20 protein-coding genes and 1 pseudogene are annotated in these 24,004 nt (G+C 46.5%); 5 read left to right on the plus strand and 16 right to left on the minus strand.

Annotated features, from left to right (window positions below; genetic code table 11):
* Nucleotides 1–24: 24 nt before the first annotated feature.
* Nucleotides 25–762 (plus strand): CDP-alcohol phosphatidyltransferase family protein, encoded by a 738-nt coding sequence (locus BST85_RS02500; protein ID WP_104811821.1) that lies wholly within the window; start codon nt 25–27, stop codon nt 760–762.
* Here the strand turns inward: BST85_RS02500 and lptB are convergent.
* Nucleotides 759–1,499, minus strand: coding sequence for an LPS export ABC transporter ATP-binding protein (lptB, locus tag BST85_RS02505; protein ID WP_104811822.1), 741 nt, complete (start codon nt 1,497–1,499; stop codon nt 759–761). The two genes, BST85_RS02500 and lptB, sit on opposite strands and share 4 nt — an antisense overlap.
* Nucleotides 1,500–1,617: 118 nt before the next feature.
* Here lptB and BST85_RS02510 point away from each other — a divergent pair, with 118 nt between their 5' ends.
* Nucleotides 1,618–2,436 (plus strand): sulfotransferase, encoded by an 819-nt coding sequence (locus BST85_RS02510; protein ID WP_146090627.1) that lies wholly within the window; start codon nt 1,618–1,620, stop codon nt 2,434–2,436.
* Nucleotide 2,437: 1 nt separating this feature from the next.
* Here BST85_RS02510 and BST85_RS02515 read toward each other — a convergent pair whose 3' ends face one another.
* Genes BST85_RS02515 through BST85_RS02525 form a run of 3 tightly spaced genes read right to left on the minus strand, consistent with a single transcriptional unit; the run spans nt 2,438 to nt 4,584 of the window.
* The gene (locus BST85_RS02515) at nt 2,438–2,785 is read right to left on the minus strand and encodes a carboxymuconolactone decarboxylase family protein (protein WP_104811824.1); all 348 of its coding nucleotides are present in this window, start codon (nt 2,783–2,785) and stop codon (nt 2,438–2,440) included.
* Nucleotides 2,782–3,609, minus strand: a complete 828-nt coding sequence (tatC, locus tag BST85_RS02520) for a twin-arginine translocase subunit TatC (protein ID WP_245917616.1) — start codon at nt 3,607–3,609, stop codon at nt 2,782–2,784. Before tatC ends, BST85_RS02515 begins: the two co-directional genes overlap by 4 nt.
* Nucleotides 3,610–3,615: 6 nt before the next feature.
* Nucleotides 3,616–4,584: a KpsF/GutQ family sugar-phosphate isomerase gene (locus tag BST85_RS02525; protein ID WP_104811825.1), complete on the minus strand. Its 969-nt coding sequence runs from the start codon at nt 4,582–4,584 to the stop codon at nt 3,616–3,618.
* Nucleotides 4,585–4,782: 198 nt separating this feature from the next.
* Here BST85_RS02525 and recQ point away from each other — a divergent pair, with 198 nt between their 5' ends.
* The 3 genes and pseudogenes from recQ to BST85_RS02540 all read left to right on the plus strand — a co-directional run bounded on the left by recQ (nt 4,783) and on the right by BST85_RS02540 (nt 8,595).
* Nucleotides 4,783–6,990 carry a DNA helicase RecQ gene (recQ, locus tag BST85_RS02530; RefSeq protein ID WP_245917617.1) on the plus strand — a complete coding sequence of 736 codons (2,208 nt, stop codon included), beginning with the start codon at nt 4,783–4,785 and terminating at the stop codon, nt 6,988–6,990.
* A gap of 77 nt (nt 6,991–7,067) precedes the next feature.
* A pseudogene (locus tag BST85_RS02535) lies at nt 7,068–7,999 on the plus strand (peptidylprolyl isomerase).
* Between the two features lie 62 nt (nt 8,000–8,061).
* On the plus strand, nt 8,062–8,595 hold the full coding sequence (locus BST85_RS02540) for a YfiT family bacillithiol transferase (RefSeq protein ID WP_104811826.1): 534 nt from the start codon (nt 8,062–8,064) through the stop codon (nt 8,593–8,595).
* A gap of 1 nt (nt 8,596) precedes the next feature.
* Here BST85_RS02540 and BST85_RS02545 read toward each other — a convergent pair whose 3' ends face one another.
* From BST85_RS02545 to BST85_RS02600, 12 genes are all read right to left on the minus strand, one after another.
* On the minus strand, nt 8,597–9,157 hold the full coding sequence (locus tag BST85_RS02545; protein ID WP_104811827.1) for a thioredoxin family protein: 561 nt from the start codon (nt 9,155–9,157) through the stop codon (nt 8,597–8,599).
* A 53-nt stretch (nt 9,158–9,210) separates the two neighbouring features.
* On the minus strand, nt 9,211–10,827 hold the full coding sequence (locus tag BST85_RS02550) for a SulP family inorganic anion transporter (RefSeq protein ID WP_104811828.1): 1,617 nt from the start codon (nt 10,825–10,827) through the stop codon (nt 9,211–9,213).
* 86 nt (nt 10,828–10,913) lie between these two features.
* Nucleotides 10,914–12,305: a hypothetical protein gene (locus BST85_RS02555; protein WP_146090628.1), complete on the minus strand. Its 1,392-nt coding sequence runs from the start codon at nt 12,303–12,305 to the stop codon at nt 10,914–10,916.
* Between the two features lie 47 nt (nt 12,306–12,352).
* The gene (locus BST85_RS02560; RefSeq protein ID WP_104811830.1) at nt 12,353–13,543 is read right to left on the minus strand and encodes an acyloxyacyl hydrolase; all 1,191 of its coding nucleotides are present in this window, start codon (nt 13,541–13,543) and stop codon (nt 12,353–12,355) included.
* Between the two features lie 64 nt (nt 13,544–13,607).
* Nucleotides 13,608–13,772 carry a Lacal_2735 family protein gene (locus BST85_RS02565; RefSeq protein WP_104811831.1) on the minus strand — a complete coding sequence of 55 codons (165 nt, stop codon included), beginning with the start codon at nt 13,770–13,772 and terminating at the stop codon, nt 13,608–13,610.
* A 79-nt stretch (nt 13,773–13,851) separates the two neighbouring features.
* The gene (locus BST85_RS02570; protein ID WP_104811832.1) at nt 13,852–15,477 is read right to left on the minus strand and encodes a S8 family peptidase; all 1,626 of its coding nucleotides are present in this window, start codon (nt 15,475–15,477) and stop codon (nt 13,852–13,854) included.
* 43 nt (nt 15,478–15,520) lie between these two features.
* A complete protein-coding gene (locus BST85_RS02575) occupies nt 15,521–17,293 on the minus strand; it encodes a DUF885 domain-containing protein (RefSeq protein WP_104811833.1) in 1,773 nt (590 codons plus the stop codon).
* Nucleotides 17,294–17,295: 2 nt separating this feature from the next.
* A complete protein-coding gene (locus BST85_RS02580; protein WP_104811834.1) occupies nt 17,296–18,153 on the minus strand; it encodes a hypothetical protein in 858 nt (285 codons plus the stop codon).
* 89 nt (nt 18,154–18,242) lie between these two features.
* Nucleotides 18,243–19,121, minus strand: a complete 879-nt coding sequence (locus BST85_RS02585) for an HAEPLYID family protein (protein ID WP_245917618.1) — start codon at nt 19,119–19,121, stop codon at nt 18,243–18,245.
* Nucleotides 19,122–21,641 (minus strand): M14 family metallopeptidase, encoded by a 2,520-nt coding sequence (locus BST85_RS02590; protein ID WP_104811835.1) that lies wholly within the window; start codon nt 21,639–21,641, stop codon nt 19,122–19,124. It lies immediately after the preceding gene.
* 117 nt (nt 21,642–21,758) lie between these two features.
* Complete coding sequence (locus BST85_RS02595; RefSeq protein WP_104811836.1) at nt 21,759–22,136, minus strand: PUR family DNA/RNA-binding protein; 378 nt, start codon at nt 22,134–22,136, stop codon at nt 21,759–21,761.
* Nucleotides 22,137–22,200: 64 nt separating this feature from the next.
* The gene (locus BST85_RS02600; protein ID WP_104811837.1) at nt 22,201–23,952 is read right to left on the minus strand and encodes an ABC transporter ATP-binding protein; all 1,752 of its coding nucleotides are present in this window, start codon (nt 23,950–23,952) and stop codon (nt 22,201–22,203) included.
* Nucleotides 23,953–24,004 lie beyond the last annotated feature (52 nt).

Below are 24,004 nucleotides of genomic sequence, written 5' to 3' on the forward strand. Positions count from 1 at the left end.
CCTTTATCTCTTACAACCCTTTCTATGGTCAAACAACTTCCTAACCTGATCACCACCCTGAATTTATTGTGCGGATGTCTGGGTGCTATCTTTGCCGTTTCCGGAGATCTTGTTGCGGCAGCCATCTTTGTTTTCCTCGGTATCTTTTTTGATTTCTTTGACGGCTTGGCCGCCCGATTGCTGAATGCACAGTCTGATGTAGGGCGTGAATTCGACTCCCTGGCAGACGTTATTACCTCTGGCCTTGTGCCGGGGTTGGTTATGGTGCAGTTGTTTCAGATCGGCTTGTTTGGTGAGATGAGATCCTTCCTCGACCTCGTTTCCAATCAGCCCTGGAAGACCTATTGGATGGATTATTTGCCATTTGTTGGTCTTATCGTGACGGTGGGTGCAGCCTATCGCCTGGCCAAATTCAATGTAGATACCCGGCAGACTACCGGCTTTATAGGTTTACCAACACCTGCAAATGCCTTGCTTATTTTGAGCATGCCGCTGATCTTCGAATTTCAATACAGCCCGGAGGTAGAGAATTGGGTCTTCAATCCTTATTTTTTGGCAGGATTGACGGTTTTCTCGGCATTTATCATGAACGCTGAAGTCCCCATCTTCGCCCTGAAATTCAAGAGTTGGGATTGGGCGAGCAATAAGGTTCGTTATATATTCTTGATTATTGCTGTAATTGCTTTGATCGCCTTGAAGTTCCTGGCGATACCCTTACTGATACTGCTCTATATCCTGATCTCGCTCTTCTGGAGAGATTAGAATTCCAGTTTCTTCTTTCTGAGCTCGAAGTTCTGTCCCAGGTATACCTTGCGGACCATTTCATTGGCGGCTAGTTCTTCTGGCTGACCGTGCTCCAATATACTTCCTTCGAACATCAGGTATGTACGATCTGTAATAGCCAAGGTCTCCTGGACATTGTGGTCTGTGATAAGTATCCCGATATTCTTGTTCTTGAGTTGGGCAACAATTCGCTGGATATCCTCTACGGCTATGGGGTCTACTCCAGCAAAAGGTTCGTCCAGCAGAATGAAATTAGGACTGGTAGCCAAGGCACGAGCGATCTCCGTTCGTCGTCTCTCACCACCGCTGAGCAGATCTCCGCGATTCTTTCGGATATGTCCAAGCCCGAACTCTTCTATCAGGGCTTCCATGCGCATGTTTTGCTCCTTTTTGGAGAGCTTGGTGAGCTGAAGTACACTGAGAATATTGTCCTCTATACTGAGTTTACGGAAGACCGAGGCTTCCTGGGCTAGGTATCCGATCCCATTTTGTGCCCGCTTGTACATGGGAAATTTGGTGATCTCGGTATCGTTTAGAAAAATCTGACCACCATTGGGTTTGATCAGCCCAACGATCATATAAAAGGAAGTGGTTTTACCGGCGCCATTTGGTCCCAAGAGTCCAACGATCTCTCCTGGGTTCACCTCCAGGGAGATACCTTTAACCACCTTACGCCCTTTATAGGACTTCATCAGATTTTCTGCCCGTAACTGCATAATAGAATCCTCTATACAAATGTAATCGAAACAAAAATACGAAGCGGTTTTTTAACCATGAATAACACTTTTGTCGCATCTTAGTCAGATCAATTATATTAGACCAGTCGATCTACTGATGAAGCTCAAGCACGCAATAGTAATTCATGGCCCAGGACGGAGTGGAACTACGATGTTAGACAACATCCTTTCCATTCACCAGGACTTCTATTGGATTTCCAGTTACCTCAATAAATATCCAAAATGCACGGAACTTTCGATTCTTAATCGACTGACAAGAATCGGATTTTTGGAAAGAAATTTGAGAAAGAACCGCTATTTCCCGAAGCCGAATGAGGCCTATGACTTCTGGCGATCCAAATTTTCAAATTTCAACGCCGGAGAACAGGTGCTTGTGGATCCGGAGGAGGTCGAGAGGTGCATAAAGTGTCTCAAAGAAATACAAACATTTGCTTCAGGGGATAGGTTCATCACCAAATTCACAGGAGCATCTCGAGCGAACTTCATTGATAGTCTCTTTGAGGACCCTATAGTACTATGGATCGATAGAGAACCAAAGGCGATTATCATGTCCTATTTTAAGCAGAATTGGCATTATCGCAATGAGTCGACTGAACGGAATAAAAAGACCGTAATAGAACTGATCGATGAGTATTCAAAACATCTGGAGGATGTCCTGGATCGTAGAGAACATCTGACAAAATTTAGACTGAAACAACTTTATTACGAAGACATGGTCTCGAATCCTGATGTGTTCTTTAAGGATTTATGTCTTGAACTTAATTTGTCTTTCGACGAGCGCTTCGAGAGACGCGTCCGGAATTGGGTCATCCGAAAGAACACAAATACGCAGTATAAGTCGCTGCTAACGAAATCTGAACAGGCATATCTTCATGAACGTTCAATACCTATAGCCAAAAGAATGGGATATATCTAGACTACTCCTGTTCCTCAAGCGCTTCCCAGTATTCATAGGCTCTACGCAAATGAGGAATGACTATGGTACCACCAATCAGCAGACTCACGCTCATGGCTTCTACAACCTCCTCTTTGGTTATTCCCAGTTTGTAACAAGTTTCAAGATGATAACGGACACAGTCATCACAGCGCAATACCAGGCTATTGCCTAGCCCAAGAATTTCCTTGGTCTTTTTGGACAGGGCGCCTTCTGTAAACGCATTGGTGTCCAGGTTAAAGATCCGCTTGACGATCTTATTGTTATCGGCCAGGATCTTATCGTTCATCTTGGCCCTGTAGGCGTTAAATTCCTCTACTGCATTGCTCATTTCTTGGCAGCTTTTCGTTCTTGTCTTTTAATTACACGACGGGAGATCAATATGCTGATCTCATATAAAATGATCACCGGGATGGCCACAATTATCTGACTGGCAATATCCGGCGGGGTGATGATGGCAGATAGTATAAGTACCCCTACCAACGCAAATTTCCTGTATTTTTTGAGGATCTCCGGGGTAACGATCCCGATCTTGGTCAGGAAGTAGATCACAATCGGCAATTCGAAGATCAGACCACTGGAGAGTGCACAAGCCCGGACGAGACCGATATAACTGCTCAGGTCAAAATCGTTGAACACCTGGTCGCTAACCTGGTAACTTCCCAGGAAGTTCATGGAAAGCGGTGTAACCACATAATAGCCGAATAAGACACCTAAAAAGAATAATAAGGAGGCCACCAGGATAAAACCCCTGGCCGTTTTTCGTTCATTCTGATGCAGCCCGGGACTCACAAACTTCCAGAACTCGTAAAGCACATAAGGAAATGCCAGGATAAATCCAGCAGTTATGGAAGTCCAGATATGTGCAGAGAATTGCCCGGCCATGGTACGGCTCTGTACCCGAAAGGGTAATTCATTGAAGCAGAAACTATCCAAGCCTAGCATTTGAGCCGATTTACAAAGCAATCGATAGGTTGGAAAGTCGGCCTTTTTAGGACCGAATAGGATCACATCGAAGATGAACTCCTTAAACATAAAGGCAATAGTGGCCAGGATGACTACGGCCAGGGTAGATCGGATCAAATGCCAGCGCAATTCTTCAAGGTGGTCCAGAAAGGACATTTCCTTTTCCTGGTTCTGTGCAGAATCTGTCATAGGCTGTTATATAATTCCCTCTTTTGTGAGGTTGTGAATGTGGACAACCCCCATATACTTGCCGTTCTCCTGGGCCAGAACCTGTGTAATCCCGTGCTGGTCCATCAATTCCATTGCTTTGACTGCCATGGCGTCATTGTCGATCAGTTTTGGATCCTTGGTCATGATATCCCTGGCGGTAACCCCGTTCATATTGTCTACACTGACCAACATCCGCCTAAGGTCTCCATCGGTAATGATCCCAATGATCTTATCATCTTCGATCACAGCGGTTACTCCGAGCATCTTTTCCGAGATCTCTACGATCACCTCCTTAACGTTTGCATCCGGACTGACCATCGGTTTCTCGTTTAGGGCGGTCAGGTCACTTACGCGCATATAGAGTTGCTTGCCTAAGGATCCTCCAGGATGAAAACGGGCAAAATCCTTGCTGGAGAATCCCCTCATTTCTAACAGGCTCATGGCCAGGGCATCTCCGATGACCAATTGAGCCGTCGTACTGGTAGTTGGAGCCAAGTTATTGGGACAGGCTTCTTTTTCCACATAGGCATTAAGCACATAATCTGCTTGTTTGCCAAGGAAGGATTCCCTGTTGGAAGTAATCGCGATCAATTTGTTGCCTCTGGTCTTGATCAGGGGAACTAAAACTTTGATCTCCGGGGTATTCCCACTTTTGGAAATACAGATCACCACATCGTTCTCCTGAATGGTTCCCAGATCGCCGTGAATGGCATCTGCTGCATGCATGAAAATAGCCGGTGTACCAGTCGAGTTAAGGGTAGCTACTATCTTGGTTGCTATGTTCGCACTCTTGCCGATTCCGGTGATGATCACCCGCCCCTCGGATTTCAGGATGAATTGAGTGGCCAGGGCAAACTCCTCGTCCACCAATTGGGCCAGGTTCTGAATGGCATTGCTCTCTAACAGAATGGTTTCCCTGGCAACTCGGATGATTTGTTCTTTTGCGTTTGACATTTAGCCTGTTTAAGGTTTGAATCTCTTGGGGAAATTAGTATATTTAGTTAACGAAGGGTAGTTCTTCCCAATTTCTTCCCTTCTCGTAACTAAAGGACCAACTTTCAAATTAGATACCGGGAAGCTGTTAAGGTTGCAAAATTACAATTGTTCGCAACGTTAACCAACTAATAGAACCGGTGAGCAGGAACTTATAATGTGAGTAAAGTAGTGGCGCATACGGATCTTAATCAGTCGCTCAAAAAATACTTTGGCTTTGACACCTTTAAGGGATTACAGGAAGAAGTGATTGAGAGTGTGATCGCGGGGCACAATACCTTTGTGATCATGCCAACAGGCGGAGGCAAGTCCCTTTGTTATCAATTACCGGCCTTGCTTAAGGAGGGAACAGCCATCGTGGTGTCTCCTTTGATTGCCCTGATGAAAAACCAGGTAGACGCCCTTAGAGCGATTTCCTCAGAGGAGGGAATCGCTCATGTGCTCAATTCCTCTCTGAATAAAACAGAGGTCAGGCGGGTAAAGGACGACATTACCAATGGTGTAACCAAATTACTCTATGTCGCCCCAGAATCCCTAACCAAGGAAGAGTATATCAATTTCCTGAATTCGGTCACCATTTCTTTTGTGGCGATCGATGAGGCTCACTGTATCAGTGAATGGGGGCACGACTTCAGACCAGAATACCGCAATCTAAAGACCATAATTCGGAGGATAGGGGATAACATTCCCATTGTTGGGCTTACAGCTACCGCCACGCCCAAAGTACAAGAAGACATTCTCAAAAATTTGGGGATCCAGGATGCCAATACATTCAAGGCTTCCTTTAACAGGCCGAATCTTTATTATGAGATACGCCCAAAGACCATACAGGTGGATGCCGATATTACTCGTTTTGTCAAACAACACGAAGGCAAGAGCGGGATCATTTATTGTTTGAGTCGCAAGCGGGTTGAAGAACTCGCCCAAACCCTACAGGTAAATGGGATAAAGGCAATTCCCTATCATGCCGGGCTGGATGCCAAGACACGCGTAAAACATCAGGATATGTTCCTAATGGAAGATGCCGATGTGGTGGTTGCCACCATTGCATTTGGTATGGGTATCGATAAACCGGATGTCCGTTTTGTGATCCACAATGATATGCCCAAGAGCATAGAGAGTTATTACCAGGAGACGGGCCGCGCAGGACGTGATGGAGGAGAAGGGCATTGTCTGGCATTCTACAGTTATAAGGATATCGAGAAGTTGGAGAAGTTTATGAGCGGAAAACCAGTGGCCGAACAGGAGATCGGACATGCCCTCCTGCAAGAGGTCGTTGCTTTTGCAGAGACCTCCATCTCCCGTCGTAAATTCATTCTGCATTATTTCGGGGAAGAGTTTGACAATGAGACAGGAGAAGGGGGAGATATGGACGACAATATGCGTCACCCTAAAAAGAAGCATGAAGCGCAGCCGGATGCCGAGATGCTGCTGGGCGTTGTTCAAAAGACCAAGGAGAAGTACAAGGCCAAAGAGATCGTCAACGTATTGGTTGGCAATGTCAACGCCATGATCAAGTCTCACCGTACGGACGAACAAGCGTTTTTCGGAGTCGGTAAGGATAAAACGGCAGAACATTGGATGGCCTTGTTGCGCCAATTGCTGGTGGCCAATTTCATCCGGAAGGATATTGAAACCTATGGTGTGATCAAGCTCACCGAATACGGCTTGCATTACATTGATCATCCCGTATCGTTCATGATGACCGAGGATCACTCTTATAAGCAGGCCAATGACGATACCATCTTGACCGTCCAAAAGGGTAGTGGTGGCTCGGCGGACGATCAGCTGTTTAAGATGCTTAAAAGTGAAAGAAAACGGGTCGCGGACAAGTTGAGTCTTCCGCCTTTTGTGATCTTCCAGGATCCTTCATTGGAAGATATGTCACTTAAATACCCCATCACCTTGGCCGAGTTGTCCAATGTCCATGGAGTGGGAGAGGGTAAGGCCAAGAAATACGGCAGTAGTTTCCTGGAGCTGATAAAAAAGTATGTCGATGAGCATGATATCCAGCGCCCGGATGATTTCGTTGTAAAATCCACAGGCTCCAATAGTGCACTAAAGCTATACATTATTCAGAGTGTGGACCGCAAACTTCCCTTGGATGATATCGCCGGGGCCAAAGGCCTGGAAATGGTCGATTTTATCAAGGAGATGGAGGCGATCGTTTATAGCGGTACTAAGCTGAATATCGATTATTGGATTGATGAGGTTTTGGACGAGGACCAGCAGGAAGAGATCCATGAGTACTTCCTGGAGGCAGAAACAGACAAGATAGATGAGGCCATGGAAGAGTTCGACGGGGACTACGATGATGAAGAACTTCGCCTTTACCGCATCAAATTCATTAGCGAACTAGCTAACTAATTATTCTCACTTTTCCATTTGCATGATACTTATTCCGTAGGGTAATCGTACCTTTGCGGCAAAATTTATAACAGACGATGAAAGACGGTATTTACGCCAAGATAAGCACTGAAAAAGGAGGAATTCTGATCGAGCTTACCTACGACCGAACTCCAGGTACAGTAGGCAATTTTGTCGCCCTGGCAGAGGGACAATTGGAAAATGGAGCCAAGCCTCAGGGGACTCCCTATTACGATGGGTTGAAATTTCACCGGGTCATTCCCAACTTCATGATACAAGGAGGAGACCCTCAAGGCAGTGGTGCAGGTGGACCTGGATACAATTTCGATGACGAATTTCATCCAGATCTCAGACACGATGCTCCCGGGTACTATCTATGGCCAATGCGGGACCAGGTACCAATGGAAGTCAATTTTTCATTACCCATGTGGAGACTCCTTGGTTGGACGATAAGCACACAGTTTTTGGAAACGTAGTCGAAGGGCAGGATGTGGTCGATGCAATAGAGCAAGGTGATACTATGCAAAAGGTCGAGATCTTGCGTGTTGGTGCAGCAGCCGAAGCCTGGAATGCAGTAGAGAGTTTCCGGGTCTTTGATGGAGCTAAAGCGGCAAGGGAAGAAGCGGCACGTAAAGCCCAGGAGGAACTTTTAACCTCTATTTCAGAAGGGTTCGAACAGACGTCTTCCGGATTGCGGTACCAGATCATCCAGCATGGAGATGGTGAAAAACCAAATGCGGGCCAAGTAGTCGATGTGCACTACAAGGGTATGTTCCCTGATGGTCGAGAATTCGATAACTCCTACAAAAGAGGTAATCCGATCTCTTTCCCGGTAGGAATGGGCAATGTGATCCCCGGTTGGGATGAAGGGATTCAACTACTGAAAGTTGGAGATAAAGCTCGAATGGTTATCCCTTCGGATCTGGCCTATGGAAGTCGCGGTGCTGGTGGTGTTATCCCACCGGATGCCGTTCTCGTTTTTGATGTCGAATTGGTAGGTGTCAAATAAACCGATATAAAGCCTTTGAAAAACGCCCGAATTGCTCGGGCGTTTTTTATTATTTTCGTGTCATGGACTTAGAACAACTACGCTACCCGATCGGCAAATTTACTGCTCCACAAGAAGTTACCGATAGGCAACTGGATGATGCTATCAACATCTTGGAGATATTTCCTGCTCAACTTAAGGAGTTAACGGGCAACTTAGGGCCAGAGACCCTGGACACCCCTTACAGGCCAGAAGGATGGACCATTCGTCAGGTGATCCACCATATAGCCGATAGCCATCACAACAGCTACATTCGTTTTAAATGGGCGCTTTCTGAAGAGAATCCTGTGATCAAGGCCTATGATGAAAAAGCCTGGGCAGAGATAGGAGATTACCAGATCTCACCGGTTTCCTGGTCCATTAAACACATACAAATTGTGCATCATAAGTTGGTTTACTTGCTCAGGATGCTCAAGGATGAACAGTGGGCAAGGACCTTCCGCCATCCGGAGACTGATGAAGAATCCGATCTAAAGGAGAATGCTCTGCGCTATGCTTGGCACAGCATGCATCACTACACGCATATCAAAAAGGCATTGGAGCGGATGAGAGCCTGATTCAGTCCTTTTTCCATTTGATACCACAACCCATGCTAGGTCGTTGATCCTTACGCTGGGGTTGATTGTTCATGATATTGTCTAAGGCCTCTCTGACATCACGTCCTGTTACCTGAATGCGGTTGCCTGGCCTGGAAGCATCCAACTGCCCCCTGTATACCAATCTTAATTCGGCGTCGAAGACATAAAAATCCGGAGTACAGGCTGCGTCATAAGCTTGAGCGATCTCCTGGCTTGCATCGTATAGGTAGGGAAAGGAATAATTTTCTTCTTCCGCAACTATAGCCATTTTTTCGGGGCTGTCCTGTGGGTAGTTCTTTACATCGTTACTGCTGATACCCACAAACCCAAATCCGGTCACACGGTAGTCGTTTGCCAGCCGGACGATCTCCTCGTTCACGTGTTTCACATAAGGGCAGTGATTACAGATGAACATGACCACCGTTCCTTTTTCTCCCTGGACATCGCTCAGCGAATTGGATTCTCCGGTTACAACATTGGGTAAGTTAAAGTTCGGTGCCTTGGTACCCAAGGCCAACATATTTGAAGGTGTTAAAGCCATTTTTTATCAAATTAGTCGATGACTAACCTCCTAAAGTTACAGCATTTTCCCAATCAAACCTCAGCATCTACTGTATCCGTTACCACATAATAGCGCGGATCGTCGATGGAGCGTTCGATCAGGCTGTCCAAGCCGGGTTCGGCCTTTAAAAGAAGATGGATGCAATCTGGACTTAAATGCGTCAGCCTGAGCTCTTTCCCAGCTTGTTTGTATCGGTTTACCAACCCTTTGATCGCCTCTATCCCGGAATGATCAGCGATACGGGATTCCATGAAGTCGATCTCTACTTGAGCAGGGTCGCTCTTCAGATCAAATTTACTATTGAATGTTTGTACAGATCCAAAAAAGAGCGGTCCCCAGATCTCGTAGACTTTGGTGCCGTCCTCCTTGAGACGTTTACGGGCGCGGATCATCAAGGCGTTCTTCCAGGCAAATACCAAGGCAGAGACAATAACACCAGCAATTACAGCAACGGCCAGGTCCTTCCAAACTGTGATGGCAGATACAAGCACCAGCACAAATGCATCGGAAAGTGGGATCTTCCTGATGACCCGAAAGCTACTCCAGGCAAAGGTCCCGATTACCACCATGAACATGACTCCAACAAGTGCTGCAATTGGTATTTGTTCGATCAGGCCAGATCCGAAAAGAATGAACGACAACAGGGCCAGGGCGGCGACAATCCCCGATAATCGGCCTCTACCGCCAGAGCTTACATTGATAATGGATTGACCGATCATGGCACAACCACCCATACCTCCAAAGAGCCCGTTCAATACATTAGCGGCACCCTGGGCAGCACATTCGCGGTTACCGCTCCCTCTGGTCTGAGTCATTTCGTCGATCAGGTTCAGGGTCATAAGTGATTCGATCAGTCCAACGGCTGCCAATACGAATGCAGTGGATAGGATGAGGTCCCAATTACCTTCCAGAGTGTACAGCACATCAAATATCCCAGATTGAAAGCTGGGAAGTCCTCCTTTAAGCCCTTCACCACCTCCTTCTCGGATAAAGGATCCAACTGTAGAAACATCCAGGTTCCCCAGGATAACAAGTGCAGCCACAACAACTATGGCCGTAAGTGCCGCAGGTATTTTTTTAGTGAGCTTGGGTAGGAAGAACATAATACCCATGGTCAGGGCCACCAAGGCGATCATCTTCCAAAGTTCGGCACCGCTTAACCACTGACTTTCACCGTCCACCACCGTAGTGAACATACCCAATTGGGAGAGAAAGATCACAATAGCTAATCCATTGACAAATCCCATCATCACCGGATGGGGAATTAACCTCACGAACTTACCTAGGCGCAGCACTCCGGCCAGAACTTGAATCCCTCCAACGAAAAGCAGGGTGATGAACAACCATTGCAGTCCCAGGTTTTGGACAGGTTCTGCCAGGCTTGCGCCAAATTCATTGCCTTGCTGTATTAAATGGACCATGACCACGGCCATGGCTCCTGTAGCTCCGGAGATCATACCCGGACGCCCACCGGCAATAGCAGTGACTATACCCATCATAAAGGCCCCATAGAGGCCTACCAATGGGTCCACGCCAGCCACAAATGCGAAGGCTACTGCCTCCGGAACAAGGGCCAGGGCCACCGTTAGTCCTGATAGAATATCGTCCTTGGGGTTGAATGTGAAATTGCGCAGCAATAATTGTTTCATGGCTTTACGTAAAGGGCCGCAAAGCTACGGTTTCTGATGTTAAAAAATCAAGGTGGCCGCACTAAATACGCACGAAATCGTTGTAATTATTCATCAAGTTCCTCAGGTTCTTTTCTTGTAAGAGGATTGAGATCATCCAGGAAGGGTATATCGATCCCGATGATGAACTGCCAGCGCGTATTGATCAGGGAGGCCCCATTGGTGCTTGATGTCGTGATATACTCTAAAGGGAGGGGCTCTGGTGACCTGAAATTGGCAGATGCCTGTGCAAAATTGGCTCCGAGGATCAGATTGGCCCAGTTAAAGATCAACTCGACCCCACCACCTACGTGGTAGTAATCTTGTCTGAAGTTAATGTCCTCCTCCGTCTGATCGATCAGATCAAAAATATTGGGGTTATCCTTGTAGGCGGAGAAATCTGTGGAAAAACTTCCATATCCCTTTAATCGTTCGCTGATAAAGAACTCCACGCCAACCGCAAAATTGACTATTGACCGTAACTCTTCATTTAGGTTGAAACTGAGTTCATCCAATTGCTCGTTACTCTCGTCCCGGTCAAAACTAGGGATATTAATACGCCGGTAGTTTCCTGTACCGCTATACCACTCCAGATTGGCGCTTATGGTAGTCCTACCAATTGGTATTCCAGCTCCTACCGCAATGGACAGAGGTACTCTTCGATTTGAATCCAGATCGTTGAAGCCCACTTTTGTCAGAAAATCGAGATCTGAGCCTGAACCGGCCAAGACCTCCTCGTAACTGAATTTTCCTTTGTTATAAACCGCGAGGTAAGGAAGACTGACAGTCAATCCCAAATCCATCTTGTCAAGTTTCCAGGCTAAGGCCAGTTTAGCAAATACCCCATATGATTTCTGTGTAAAGCTGATTAGCTGATTATAGGCGATTACCCCCTCTTCTGTATCGATAGAAACTCTGCGGTTATTGGAAGAATTAAGCCTATAGGTAGATCCGAAAAGGCTGGCACCCACACTGAAGGTCGAATCGATGGGCATAGCCCAACTAAGACCAAACCATTCCTCTTTCAAGTTGTTGCCTAAGGAGGTAACGCTGTTAATTTCTTCAGGGCCTGGCACGATATCAATAATATCTTCCTCCCGCAACCCACTGTCGAAAGATAGATTGTAATTGGATCTAGACTTGGTAATGAAGGAGTAGGCAAACTGATGTTTTTCCCATTTCTTGATCTTAAATGCCCCCACCAACATGCTCGGAATACCTCCAAATTGAGATGATTTGAGCTCTTCTTCGTCATCAAAAGCATCCCTGATCTTAATGAGGTTCCATTGATAGGCCTTGGCGTTAATAGAGAAAATAGGGTTGTCTACCTGGGCCAGGCGAGCCGGATTGTAATATGCGAGTTCCAGATCCTCTACACTTCCGGTCACCGATCCGCTTAGCAAAATGGATCGGCTACCGTAGTTCTCGAACTTATAGTTGCCTTCCTGCGCACTAAGCACGACGAAGCTGATTAATGATAATGCTATGAGGAGGTTCTTGAAATTCATCACCAGGAGAAAGGTGTGAATGCAAGTCCCCATTCTATCCAGTCCGCCGCAGCACCATTGCGGGTTTTCAAACCGATCTGAGCGGCTAGCCAATCATTGAAATGATACCTAAGGGCAGGTCGAAGGTATACCGGTTCCTTGCCACGATCGTCCGTGAGATATGTTCCGACTTGAAGGCGGACCGCCATCCTCCAAAGCATAAAATCATAGCCCACATGAACTGCAACCATCGAAAGTGCGCTGTTATCATCGGGAAAACTGGCTTGGAGGCTGGCATCATAAAAGTAGTCAACTCCTCCGGTGACGGCGTGCATATTGTTGAACTGGTGGCGGTAGTCGATCACCCCGGAAAAGGTAACGTAGCGGGTATTTGTCCCCGCGTCTTCATCGTTTTGAACCGTTCCGATAGCCGCAAGAACATCGATGAAGTTCTTGCTCACTCGCTGTGGTTTGGCAGAAACCGAACGTTTATAACGAGCCTGTAACAGTTCATCGGTATAGGGATCTTTGTTAATCCTGTGTTGATCTGCATTGTAATGATATCTCATCCCCAATACGAGACCAAACATATTGAGACCCCAGTTAGGTGTAAAAGTCCTTCCATTACTAAAGTGGGCAAAATCCAGTCCGTAGATCAGATCGGCTTCCCGGGTCAACCGGTAAGCAAACTCGAAGCTCATATCAAAATAGACGGCCATGTTGGCTCCTATCGCGTCATTAAGAGGGTTATTCACCGGATCAAAGGGTTCCAGGTTATACGTCAGTCCAAAGGCAGTATTGATGGAGAATGTATTGCGGTAACCTGGTCCGTCAATCGGGAAGTTGATCCAACCATAGACGGCATTCGGATTGCCAAAGACTTGAGGGTCGCCTACCCAACCTGAGTAAATACCCACACCGTAGGAAGGGTATCCATAACGAGCTCCCCATCCTTCTGGATCACTAAATTGCCAACCATATCGGACTTCTACCGATCCGTAGCCACTGTCCAGCTTGTCATCCAGACCTTCACCGGAATACAGGTGTACACCAGTATGTCCCCTAACTTCTATAAGGCGAAAACGCCCGTAATTGGGGGTGTTCCTGACATCTGAAAAATTGATTGTTGATTCCTGAGCAAGTATTGCTAAGGAAGCAAATAAAAAGAAAGGAAGAGGAATTATCGCCTTAAGGCAAGAATTGAGCGTCATTAGTTGAATTTCTACAACTAATGTATCAAATAATTTCGCAGCCGGCTACGACTTTAGATCCTAATTAAGCCTGTAGCTGTTCGATCTTGGCAAGTACCTCTTGAGCTTCGGCATATTTCTTATCACTCTCGGCCCTATTTACCGTAGATAAACGATGCCAATCGGCCATTAATTTTTCGTATTTCTTCTGCAGTTTCTCGGTTGGAGAAGTACGTTTGAATAGTCCCATTGCAATTTTTTGTTGCAAGCTAATCAAGCCCAGCCTAGAAATGCGTTAAGGAAATTAGAAAATCAGCTGGCCGGGCAAATTATTGAATGATCAGTTTACGGATCAATTTACTACCACTTCGCTGGTCGATGATCTGCATCAAGTAAAATCCTGTGCTGATCCCGTTCATTTCCACAAAGGCTTTTTGTCCGCTCCAGGCTGGAATTTGCAAGTTGATCTCGCTTCCAAGAGTATTGAAAAGTCTAAAACCATAGTCTCTGTGAGGGAGGCCATTGATCGTCAGTCGATCTCCAATTTTCATCGGATTAGGACCAATGCGGATCGTAGGTTGCTGATTGTCCTCCAAGCCAAGGGTAGAGGCCATTTCAAGGGCATCTCTGGCATTCAAACGACCATGGCCATAGAAGTTATCAAAGCCTGGAGTATCCCCGGAATCTCCAACTTGATCCTCTGAAGTTGCCTGCAGGATAAGGTTGATTTGGTCTACAGTTAGTTCCGGACGAATGGATAGCATCAGGGAGATCACACCAGCCACATGGGGTGATGCCTGGGAAGTTCCGCCCCAATAGGTATTGTAATTGGTGTTGGAAGTGTGACTTAGTCCATAAATGTAGTTGCCTGGAGCTACCAGATCGATCTGTGGCCCAAAATTACTACCACTGTTTGAGTCCCAGAAAAAGGGGGCTGTGCGCCCATCATCAGGATCTGTGGACCCCACAGCTATAGAATTCGCATAACGTGCCGGATATTGGATCACGGAGTTCTGGTTACCTGTAGACACTGCAATTGGCACGTTGTTGGCGTAGCAATAATCTATGGCTTGTTCTAAGGCCGATGAGGGTGAATTCCCTCCAATGGACATATTGATCACGTCAGCACCATTGTCTACCACATAGAAGATCCCGTCTATCATCCAGGAATAAAAGCCAGAATTATCTTCGTCTAAAACCTTACAGATCATGATCTGTGAATTCCAGTTTACACCGGCATAGCCAAGGCCGTTATTTCCGGTCATACCCATGATGCTTGTCACATTGGTCCCGTGACCATGATCATCTACAGGGTCATTGTCCTCATAGGCAAAGTCATAACCGATCAGATCATCCACATAGCCGTTATTGTCAGAGTCAGTGCCGTCTGAAGTCTCATTCGGATTTTGCCAGACCCTGTCTGCCAATTCAGGGTGATTATAGCGCAGTCCGGAATCCATGACCGCCATGATTAGGTCAGGATCACCGGTAGATAGGTCCCAAGCTTCGTCCATATCAATATCCGCATCCGAAGTAGAGGGACTAAGAGGGAAGGTGCCGTCATTAAAAAGCCCCCATTGTCTGTTGTAAAACAAAGGGTCATTGGGAGTAGTTGCTGCAACACCTGTTCCAGACATTTTGTGATCCGGTTCTACAAAAAGGAATAAGTCAGTATCAGATAAAAGCTCCATAACCTGGGTACGCCCAAGCTGAGTATTATCGTATTTCAGTAAATAGGTATTGTTCAATTGCCGGTTACCGATAACCTTGGATCTGGTCAGGCCAATGGTCTGACTGATGGTTGCCAGTTCTGAGCTCTGAAAGGCCGTCTCTGCATTTTGAGGGACTCGATCCGCTTTAAATTGAACGATCAACCTGCGTTCATCAGGATTTGTCTGGGCCTTTGAAGCAGTACCGATGCTGAATATAAAAAAAAGGAGTAGTAATTTTTTCATTGCGATCTTTTTACATCTCCTTAATTTACTACAAATATTATACCTAAAGTGAGGCGGCTATCCAGTTGGCGATTTTTTCTTCCAGTAAAGCAAGTGGAACGGACCCGGTTTCCAGAACTTGATTATGGAATTCACGAATATCGAATGCATCTCCCAATTGAGCCTCGGCCTCTTGTCTCAACCGGAGAATGGTAAGCTGTCCTATTTTATAACTCAGAGCCTGGCCCGGATTAGCCATATAGCGCTCGATCTCTGCAGTGATTGAGGCCTCGGATTCCGCTTCATTGTTCAAGGAGTATTCTATTGCTTCTTCCCGACTCCAGCCTTTGTAGTGCAGGCCTGTATCTACCACCAATCGGATGGCACGGTGCATCTCGGCCCCCAACATTCCAAAGTACTGATAGGGGTCAGTTAGCAGGCCTAGTTCTTTTCCAAGTGACTCGGCATATAGTGCCCATCCTTCTCCGTAACCACTGTAAAAAAGGTTCTTCCTGAAGTCTGGAAGATCGTCGTTTTCCTGTGTCAGGGCCACTTGATAGTGGTGACCTGGGATAGCTTCGTGAAGGAAAAGGGATTCGTCACCGTGAATGTTGTAAGCCGTTACATCTGGGATAGGTACATAGAAAATTCCCGGACGTCCATCCTTTAAGGAACCCGGGTTGTATTCTGCACTGGCCGAGCGCTCCCGGAATGCTTCCGTCCGCCTTACCTCGAAGGAAGTCTTTGGTTTTTTATCGAAGAGGACTTCGATCTGGGGTTTCATTTTTTCATGAATTGCATTAAAATGATCTATAACCTGCTGAGGGTCGGTATATGGCATGAGCTCTGGCTTGGAACGTACATGGTCAAAAAATGATCTCAGGTCTCCCTCAAATCCGACTTCGGCCATAACTTTTTCCATTTCTCCACGGATGCGTGCTACCTCACTCAAACCTAAATCGTGGATTTCTGCTGCAGTCATCTCTGTTGTGGTGTATAACTTGATCTGGTGAGCGTAATACGCATCACCTTCGGGTATTCCTTGTATACCGGAACTTTCGCGAGCACTTTCAGAATAGGGGCCCTCCATAAATTCTGCTAATTGCAGGTAACTAGGTTTCAGCCGCTCTTCGATCAATTCGGAATAGGCCGTTGTTAGGCGCTCTTTGTCTTCGGCACTAAAATCAGAAGGCAAATTGGCGACAGGACCGTAAAACAGGTGATCTTCTAATTCAGGATCTGACATGGCCCTGAGCTGAGGTACCACTTTGACTACCAAAGAAGCAGGCAGTACATAGCCATTACCCATTCCTGCCTCCATATTTTCTCGGGCCGAATTTAGCCAGGCAATGAAGCCATCGGTCCTTTTGATCCAGTTCTCATAGTCCTGTACGGTCTTAAAGGGTTGGGCGCTGGCACCACTGCCCAATTGTCCCATCATCAAATGGGGAGACCACATCTGGTCTATGGGCATATATCGCGGTTTGTCATAGTTGAATCCCTCCAAATTAATATCACACTCCCATAACAGAACGGCTTTGCTCATTTGTTGGCTGCTGCTGAGCAGGCTATCCGGGAACTCGACCACCTGGGCCTTATAGCGGTTGTAATGGGCAACCATACTGTCTTGAACAGTCGGATCCAGATAATTAGGGAAGAGGTCATTATACCGGCTATCTCCCATAAAGGTGGCAAAGAGTGGGTTCAGTTTCTTGCCATCTTCGGCATAATTCACGAGCATCTGGTCAAATTCTCCGCTCCAATCGCGCTGCGGAGCATCTTTTTTACAAGAGTACATTAGGGTGATTAAGGCCATTAAGGCTAAGGACTTTTTCATTTTTAGTTGGTTTTATTAAAGGAAAAGGTGTATCGAGATGGTTGGTCATCTTCCATTCCACCGATGGTTCTTTCAAAGCGGTCAGTAAAAAGGGTATAGGTAACTCGACTTGGGTTGGTATACATATCGTTAAAGAAAACGACTTTTTTGTGGTCAAAAAAGGTAGCTTGAAATATGCGCGGATCCGAATCTTCGATCAAGCGGATCAATACCAATTGGTCTCCGATTAGCTCTATTTTATTTTGTGCCTTGTAAGTCACTTCTCCATTCTCAGAATACTCCGCTGTTTGTCTGAGATTTCCATCTGCGTCTACCCACCAATGTTCGTCCAGCCATCCATCCCAGGCCTTACTGCGCCATTTACCGGGAAGCGTTTCTTTTAATTTGATGAACATTTCTTCCAAGGGGGAGCCGCTCACTTTGTGGAATTCAGTTTCTAAATAAACAGCTTTCCATTCTTTGCCGTCCCATTGCCCTACTTTATATCCATAGGTTTTGTCATCCACATATTTCCATTCGTCTGTCAAAGACAGACTGCTGTAATCGTAATGATAGCGCAGTGTTTTACCATCTTGGGTCATTTTACCTTGGGTTAGTCCTCCAAACACATCGAATTCCCAAAAGAGTAGACTACCACTTGCAGAATCCCATCGTCGTATACCCAGATTTCGCTCTCCTCGCCGAGTTTGCTCTTTATTGACAAATCCCATGGATTGGGCCACGATCAATTCCCCTTCCAGATCCTGTCTAAAGAAGACTTCCTGATAGAATGGAGATCCATCTCCCCAATGCCCTTCCGCTTTCCATGTATGACCTATTAAGGGTTCAAAAGCCTCATTTAGCTGCTGTTGTGCAAACAAAGATGAACAACACATAAGAGCGAGAAATATTGATCTGAAGAACGGATAGGTCATATTAGGTTGAAGGTATGAAAATTTGGCTGAAGGAATCAGTCCGGTTCATAGATCAAACGCACAAACATACTGAGGCCTTCATTTTCCTGTTCTACAGGAATACCCGTAACTATTCCCGCCATCCAATGATCGTCAATGGTCACCCGCATCTGAGGTCGCATGGTCATATCGAAATCACCATCTTCAAAGGACTTATTGAATTCTATCCCAATGAAGTTATTGGTGCCTGATATCATATAATCCAGGTTGGTATTGATCTGCCAATCTATTTCGGACATTCCTGTTCCGAAAAGCCGTTCAATGACCGGACCGGCATAGATCAGCGTATGAAAATTATCGCCCCATCGTTTGGCGGCCACGGCGAACGGATTGAAGACATTACCCTTGTAGAGGTCTTCCTTGCCATATTGCTTAAACGACGTGAACTCAAATTCGTGTAAATAGCCAATGGCGAAGGAAAATTTAGCCTTTTTAGAGACCACCAGGGTGTACTGCCCGGCTAATTGTAGACTGTTCAATTTGTTTTCCGGTTGAACAACGCCTTCTTCATTAACTGTGAAAAATGAGAAGGGAAATTCGATCTCCAGCCCTAGACGATCGATGATAGCGAACTCGTATTCGATCAAAGCTTCGATCTCATTGTAACCATCTCGGTCCAAAACACCGAAGCCTAGATTCCATTCCTGTTCGCCCTTCCGGGCTCCCAGGTCCCTGATCAGATCGATGTACAGGGGTTCTGCATGCAGGACCTTGTCGGGTTCTTCAGAGTCCTCGACCTTCTCGATCAGTGCATCGTCAAAGCGTTCGTTCTCTAGTTTTCTCTCTTCACGGCTCTGCTCCTCCTGCCCGTATGCCCGTTGTATGCACCCGATGATCACGAGGAACAGTAACGAGAAAGATAGAAATGGTCTCATCTACATTTGATCTCCAAAGAAGATGGCATTCATCAGCAATTTGTTGGTTCCGTACCAGAAGGCGCGAAAGTTGGTGTTATCGGTAAAATAAACCACCTTACCTCTACCCATTCCTCGTGTCTTGAATGGCACAGTGCCGGACAATTGATCCAGGTTCTCCTCGGATATATATCCGCTGAGTAAAGGACTATCAGTATACCGGATTGGATTGTTATAGGAGTTCTTGTCAGCCTCCACAAATAAGGTAGTGTTGCGAAACATAGCCAATTCTTTGTTCTTGTAGCCAAAAGCGATAGGATGTGACCTGTCGATCCGGGTGTCAAAGATGGCGCCGCCAATGACCTGTGCTCCGAAGTAGTCACCTCGCTGTTCAAAACTGATGGTCGAGGTAGAATCTTCCCTGGATTTAAAATTCATTTTCAATAGCTCATTTCGGTCCAACCATCTTCCGGCGCTTCTGTAGGCGATCAACGTACCTCCTTTCTCGACCCAGGCTTTCAGTTTTTCGGCCACAGCCTTATCCGGCCCTCCTCCCCAGGAAGCGGGCAGAATGATGTCTGTATACCTGCTCAGGTCCATACGGCCCAGGTTTCGGGTGTCCAGTTTGGTGATATGCATTTGGTAACGGGTATCGAACAAATGCCAGATCTCTCCGGCATCATAGGGGTTGATGCCATCTCCGATAATGATGGCCACAGAAGCCTTATCGATTGCCCGGAAGTTGTTACTACCCAGGTCGATCCCAACGGTCAGGCCGGTATTCACCGCTTTGATATCCACATGTGCTTCGCGGGAGACCTTTTGAAGGAATTCGCCCAGTTCTCCTGCCGAAAGTTTCTGATTCTGTACGGGGATCATAACGGTGCCGTAATCGTAATCGACCCCACCCAAGCTGAACTGCTTCATACCCACCTTGGCACGAAGTCCTTTCTGAAGGATTATATTCAGTGCTTTGGGGGTATAATACTCGTGCCACTCCATCAGGTAGGCATAATTGGACGTGCTGGGGGCCGAGGCATCCCTCATTTGAAGGTCGGTCACTTCGCTTCCAGCTCTGCTTATCGAAGTTTCCGCATAGTCCAGGTTAAAGGCCAGCGGAAAGGTCCAGGCACTGATGTCGTAGAACAGGCTGTCCGTAAAACTGGTGCGCTTCTCGAACATGGCATTCACCAGACGTGTTTGTCTCTGGTTCTTAGGGATCACGTAGGCGTATCCTTTCTTGTAGTTCTTGCCATTCTGACTAAAATCAGATGCCAGTTCATGGAATTTGATCTTGTGTCTGCTCAGGATCTCGGCCAGGTGATAGGTCTTGGCCGCATCCTTTTCATCTCCAAAGACAATGGCTCCGCCTTTTGATCCTTCCCGGCGAGCATCATTGTAGAAATCACGCTGATAATCCAGCATTTCCTGACGCATGGAAATTGCCGCCTCTAAGGTTGATAGGGCCGCCGTAAACTGATTGCGTATGGTAAAGGGAAAGGTCAGGATTCCGTTATCACTCTCCTGGGCGTGGCCCCTTGAAGAGGCCTGTTCGAACAAGATTCCTACCGCCCCGTTGATGTCCGGAAAGGTCGATCCCTTACCGTAGTAGAAATCGTCAAAACTTTCTTCGGTATAGTAGAAGCTTCCAAGTTTGTCGAAGGCCTTTACGTGGAATTTTGCAATGGCTCCGGTCAGATCCTGGTTCTTCTGTGGTGTTAAAGGGTGGGTCCGCGATGGAATCCCTGGTTGGAAGAAAAAGCTGGCGTTGGTCCCCATCTCGTGATGGTCGGTGAGGATGTTGGGATACCAATTGTGAAAGGTATTGATCCTTGCGCGGCTTTCAGGGAGCTGAACGGGCATCCAGTCCCTGTTCATATCAAACCAATAGTGATTGGTTCTACCACCGGGCCAGACTTCACTGTATTCTCTGTCATTTGGATCCGGGTTGACATTCTGGCTTTTGTGGATGTTGGCCCAATAAGCAAAGCGTTGCAGTCCATCCGGATTGAAGGAAGGATCGAACAAAATCACCATATCATTTAAAAGTTGGTCGATCTTTGGCCCTTGCGCAGCTGCCAGGTAGTAAGCCGCCGCCAAGGAAGCATTGGCTCCACTGGGTTCATTACCGTGTATGGAAAAACCTTGATAGACTACGATCGGCATCTCGGCGGTGTTCATGGATGCCGAACCTTCCTCGACCAGGCTAACATGATCCCGTCGAATCTGATCGATCCGGCCGTGGTTGGCCGGTGATGTAATTGTCAGCAGTAATATCGGTCGCCCTTCAAAGGTGGCTCCTCTGTTCTCAATTGTGATCCGATCACTGGCTTCGGCCAGGGTGTACATGTACTGAGCTAGTTTGTCGTGGGTGATATGCCAATCTCCCACCTCGTGTCCCACCACACTTTTAGGGGTAGGAATTGCGGGGTTGTAACTGACATCTTCTGGGAGGTAGTAGTCCAGATCCACCTGGTAGTCTTGGGAATATCCCAGGTTCATGGTCATAAGAATAACCAGTAAGAATAAAACTCTCTTCATTTATGCTTGTTTATTGTTGTGAAATGGTTGGTCAATTTTAGAAATTGACCGAGGTTAAAGATAAAAAAAACCGCTTCTTGAGTGGGAAGCGGTTTGATGCAGATAGGTTAATCTTTTCTAAATATCGTCAAATTCTATGTCGGTAAAACTGGATGAATCGGTCTGGCCATTTTCCTGTGGATCCATCTGACCGTTCTTCTTATAATCCTTTTGATGACGTTCCGAGATAACCTCTTCACCTTTGGCATCTAATACGTAGTTGATCATCTCTTCGAGGGTATCCCTAAACTCTCCAAAATCCTCTTTGTACAGGAAGATCTTGTGTTTTTTGTAGTGGAAGGACCCATCGTCGTTCGTGAATTTTTTACTCTCTGTGATTGTCAGATAATAATCACCTGCTTTGGTTTCTCGAACATCAAAAAAATAGGTCCGGCGGCCGGCTCTCATCACTTTCGAGAAGATTTCTTCCCGCTCAATCGTATTGTGGTCGCTCATAATGTCTGAAATTATTTGGTTGAGCCAAAAATCTAAAAAAAATGTTAACCAGCCAAAGTCTGGCTTACATTTCTTTTTCGGACAACTGTTTGTGGTATAACTCCTTGTAATAACCGTCCTTTCCGATCAATTCGGTATGCGTGCCTTCCTGCACTACCTGGCCTTTCTCCAGTACGATGATCTTGTCCGCGCTTTTCGCAGAGGAAACGCGGTGACTCACAATTATGGTGGTCTTATCCGTTCCTATACGCTGTAGATTTCTGAGGATCTCTTCCTCGGTTTCTGTGTCCACTGCAGAGAGGCAGTCGTCCAATAGCAGAATCTGAGGGTCGTGCACTATGGCCCTCGCAATAGAGACCCGCTGTTTCTGACCTCCACTCAGAGTGATACCCCGCTCTCCCAGAACAGTATTGTACCCTTCCTTAAAGCCAACGATGTTCTTGTGCACACTGGCATCCTTGGCCGCCTGCTCGATCTCTTGATCTGAGGCATCTTCCTTTCCAAACCGAATATTGTCTTTGATGCTCTCGCTAAATAAGTATGCATCCTGTGGCACATAACCGACAGCCTTTCTCAAACTATTTAAGTGAATGTCTTTCACGGGTTTGTGATCCACCTGGTAATTGCCGGAATCAATATCGTAAAGCCGTCCGATCAATTCCAGTATGGTAGACTTTCCAGATCCGGTATGGCCCACTATGGCTAGGGTTTCTCCGGGTTGAACCTTAAATGATACATTCTTCAAAGCCTGAATGCCGGTATCCGGATAGCGGAAGCTGACATTATTAAATTCAAGTACCCCCCTTATATCAGATTGACTACTGGCATGATTGACTATCTCTGGCTCCTCCTTCAGGAATTCGTTGATCCGTTTCTGAGATGCTTCGGCTTGCTGGATAATGGAGGAGACCCAGCCGACTATGGCCACCGGCCAAGTGAGCATATTGACGTAGATCAAAAATTCTACGATGGTGCCAAAATCGATGAGTCCGTCTATGTATTGCTTTCCACCAATATGGACCACTAAGAGGTTACTCGCCCCGATCAGCAGTATCATGAGTGGGAAAAACAAGGCCTGTACCTTGGCAAGGTCGATGTTCTTCTGTTTACTGGTATCTGCCAATTCGTTAAAGTTGGTCAGGGTTCTGGGTTCTATCCCATAAGCCTTGATCACCGAGATTCCGCTGAAACTTTCCTGACTAAAGGTGGTCAGCTTAGACAAGTACTCCTGCACGATGGTGGATCGCTTGTGGATGGCCAGACTCAATCTGTAGATGCAAATGGATAATACAGGTAAAGGAAGTACAGCATATAAAGTGAGGCTAGGTGCGGTGTAGAACATATAACTGAGAGCAACCACAAAAAGTGTTAGGGTAGTGGTACTATACATCAAGGCCGGCCCAACATACATCCTGACCTTGGATACATCCTCGGAGATCCGATTCATGAGGTCACCTGTCCGGTTGCGCTTGTAAAAACTGAGGGATAAGCGCTCGTAATGACGGAATACTTCATTCTTCATGTCGTATTCAAAGAATCGGGATACCACGATAATGGTCTGGCGCATGAGGAAGGTAAAGAAGCCAGATGCCAAGGCGGCCCCAAGCAGCATCAAGATGTTGTACTGAAGCCTGGATTTTAACATATCACGGCTGATCTCATCATTTAGATACATGACCATGGCATCGGTGGAATCGCCAATCTTAGCCGGCACCACGATTCTGAAAACCGTAGCTATCATAGTGATAAGAAGGCCTAAGAGCAATCGGCCCCGGTATTTGTAAAAATATTTGTTGAGGTAACGTAATTCCTTCAAGAGAGAGACCTGAATTTATTAACAAATTTTCCTTTTAACATCGTATCCATTG

Source organism: Aureitalea marina (assembly GCF_002943755.1).
Taxonomy (GTDB): Bacteria; Bacteroidota; Bacteroidia; order Flavobacteriales; family Flavobacteriaceae; genus Aureitalea; species Aureitalea marina.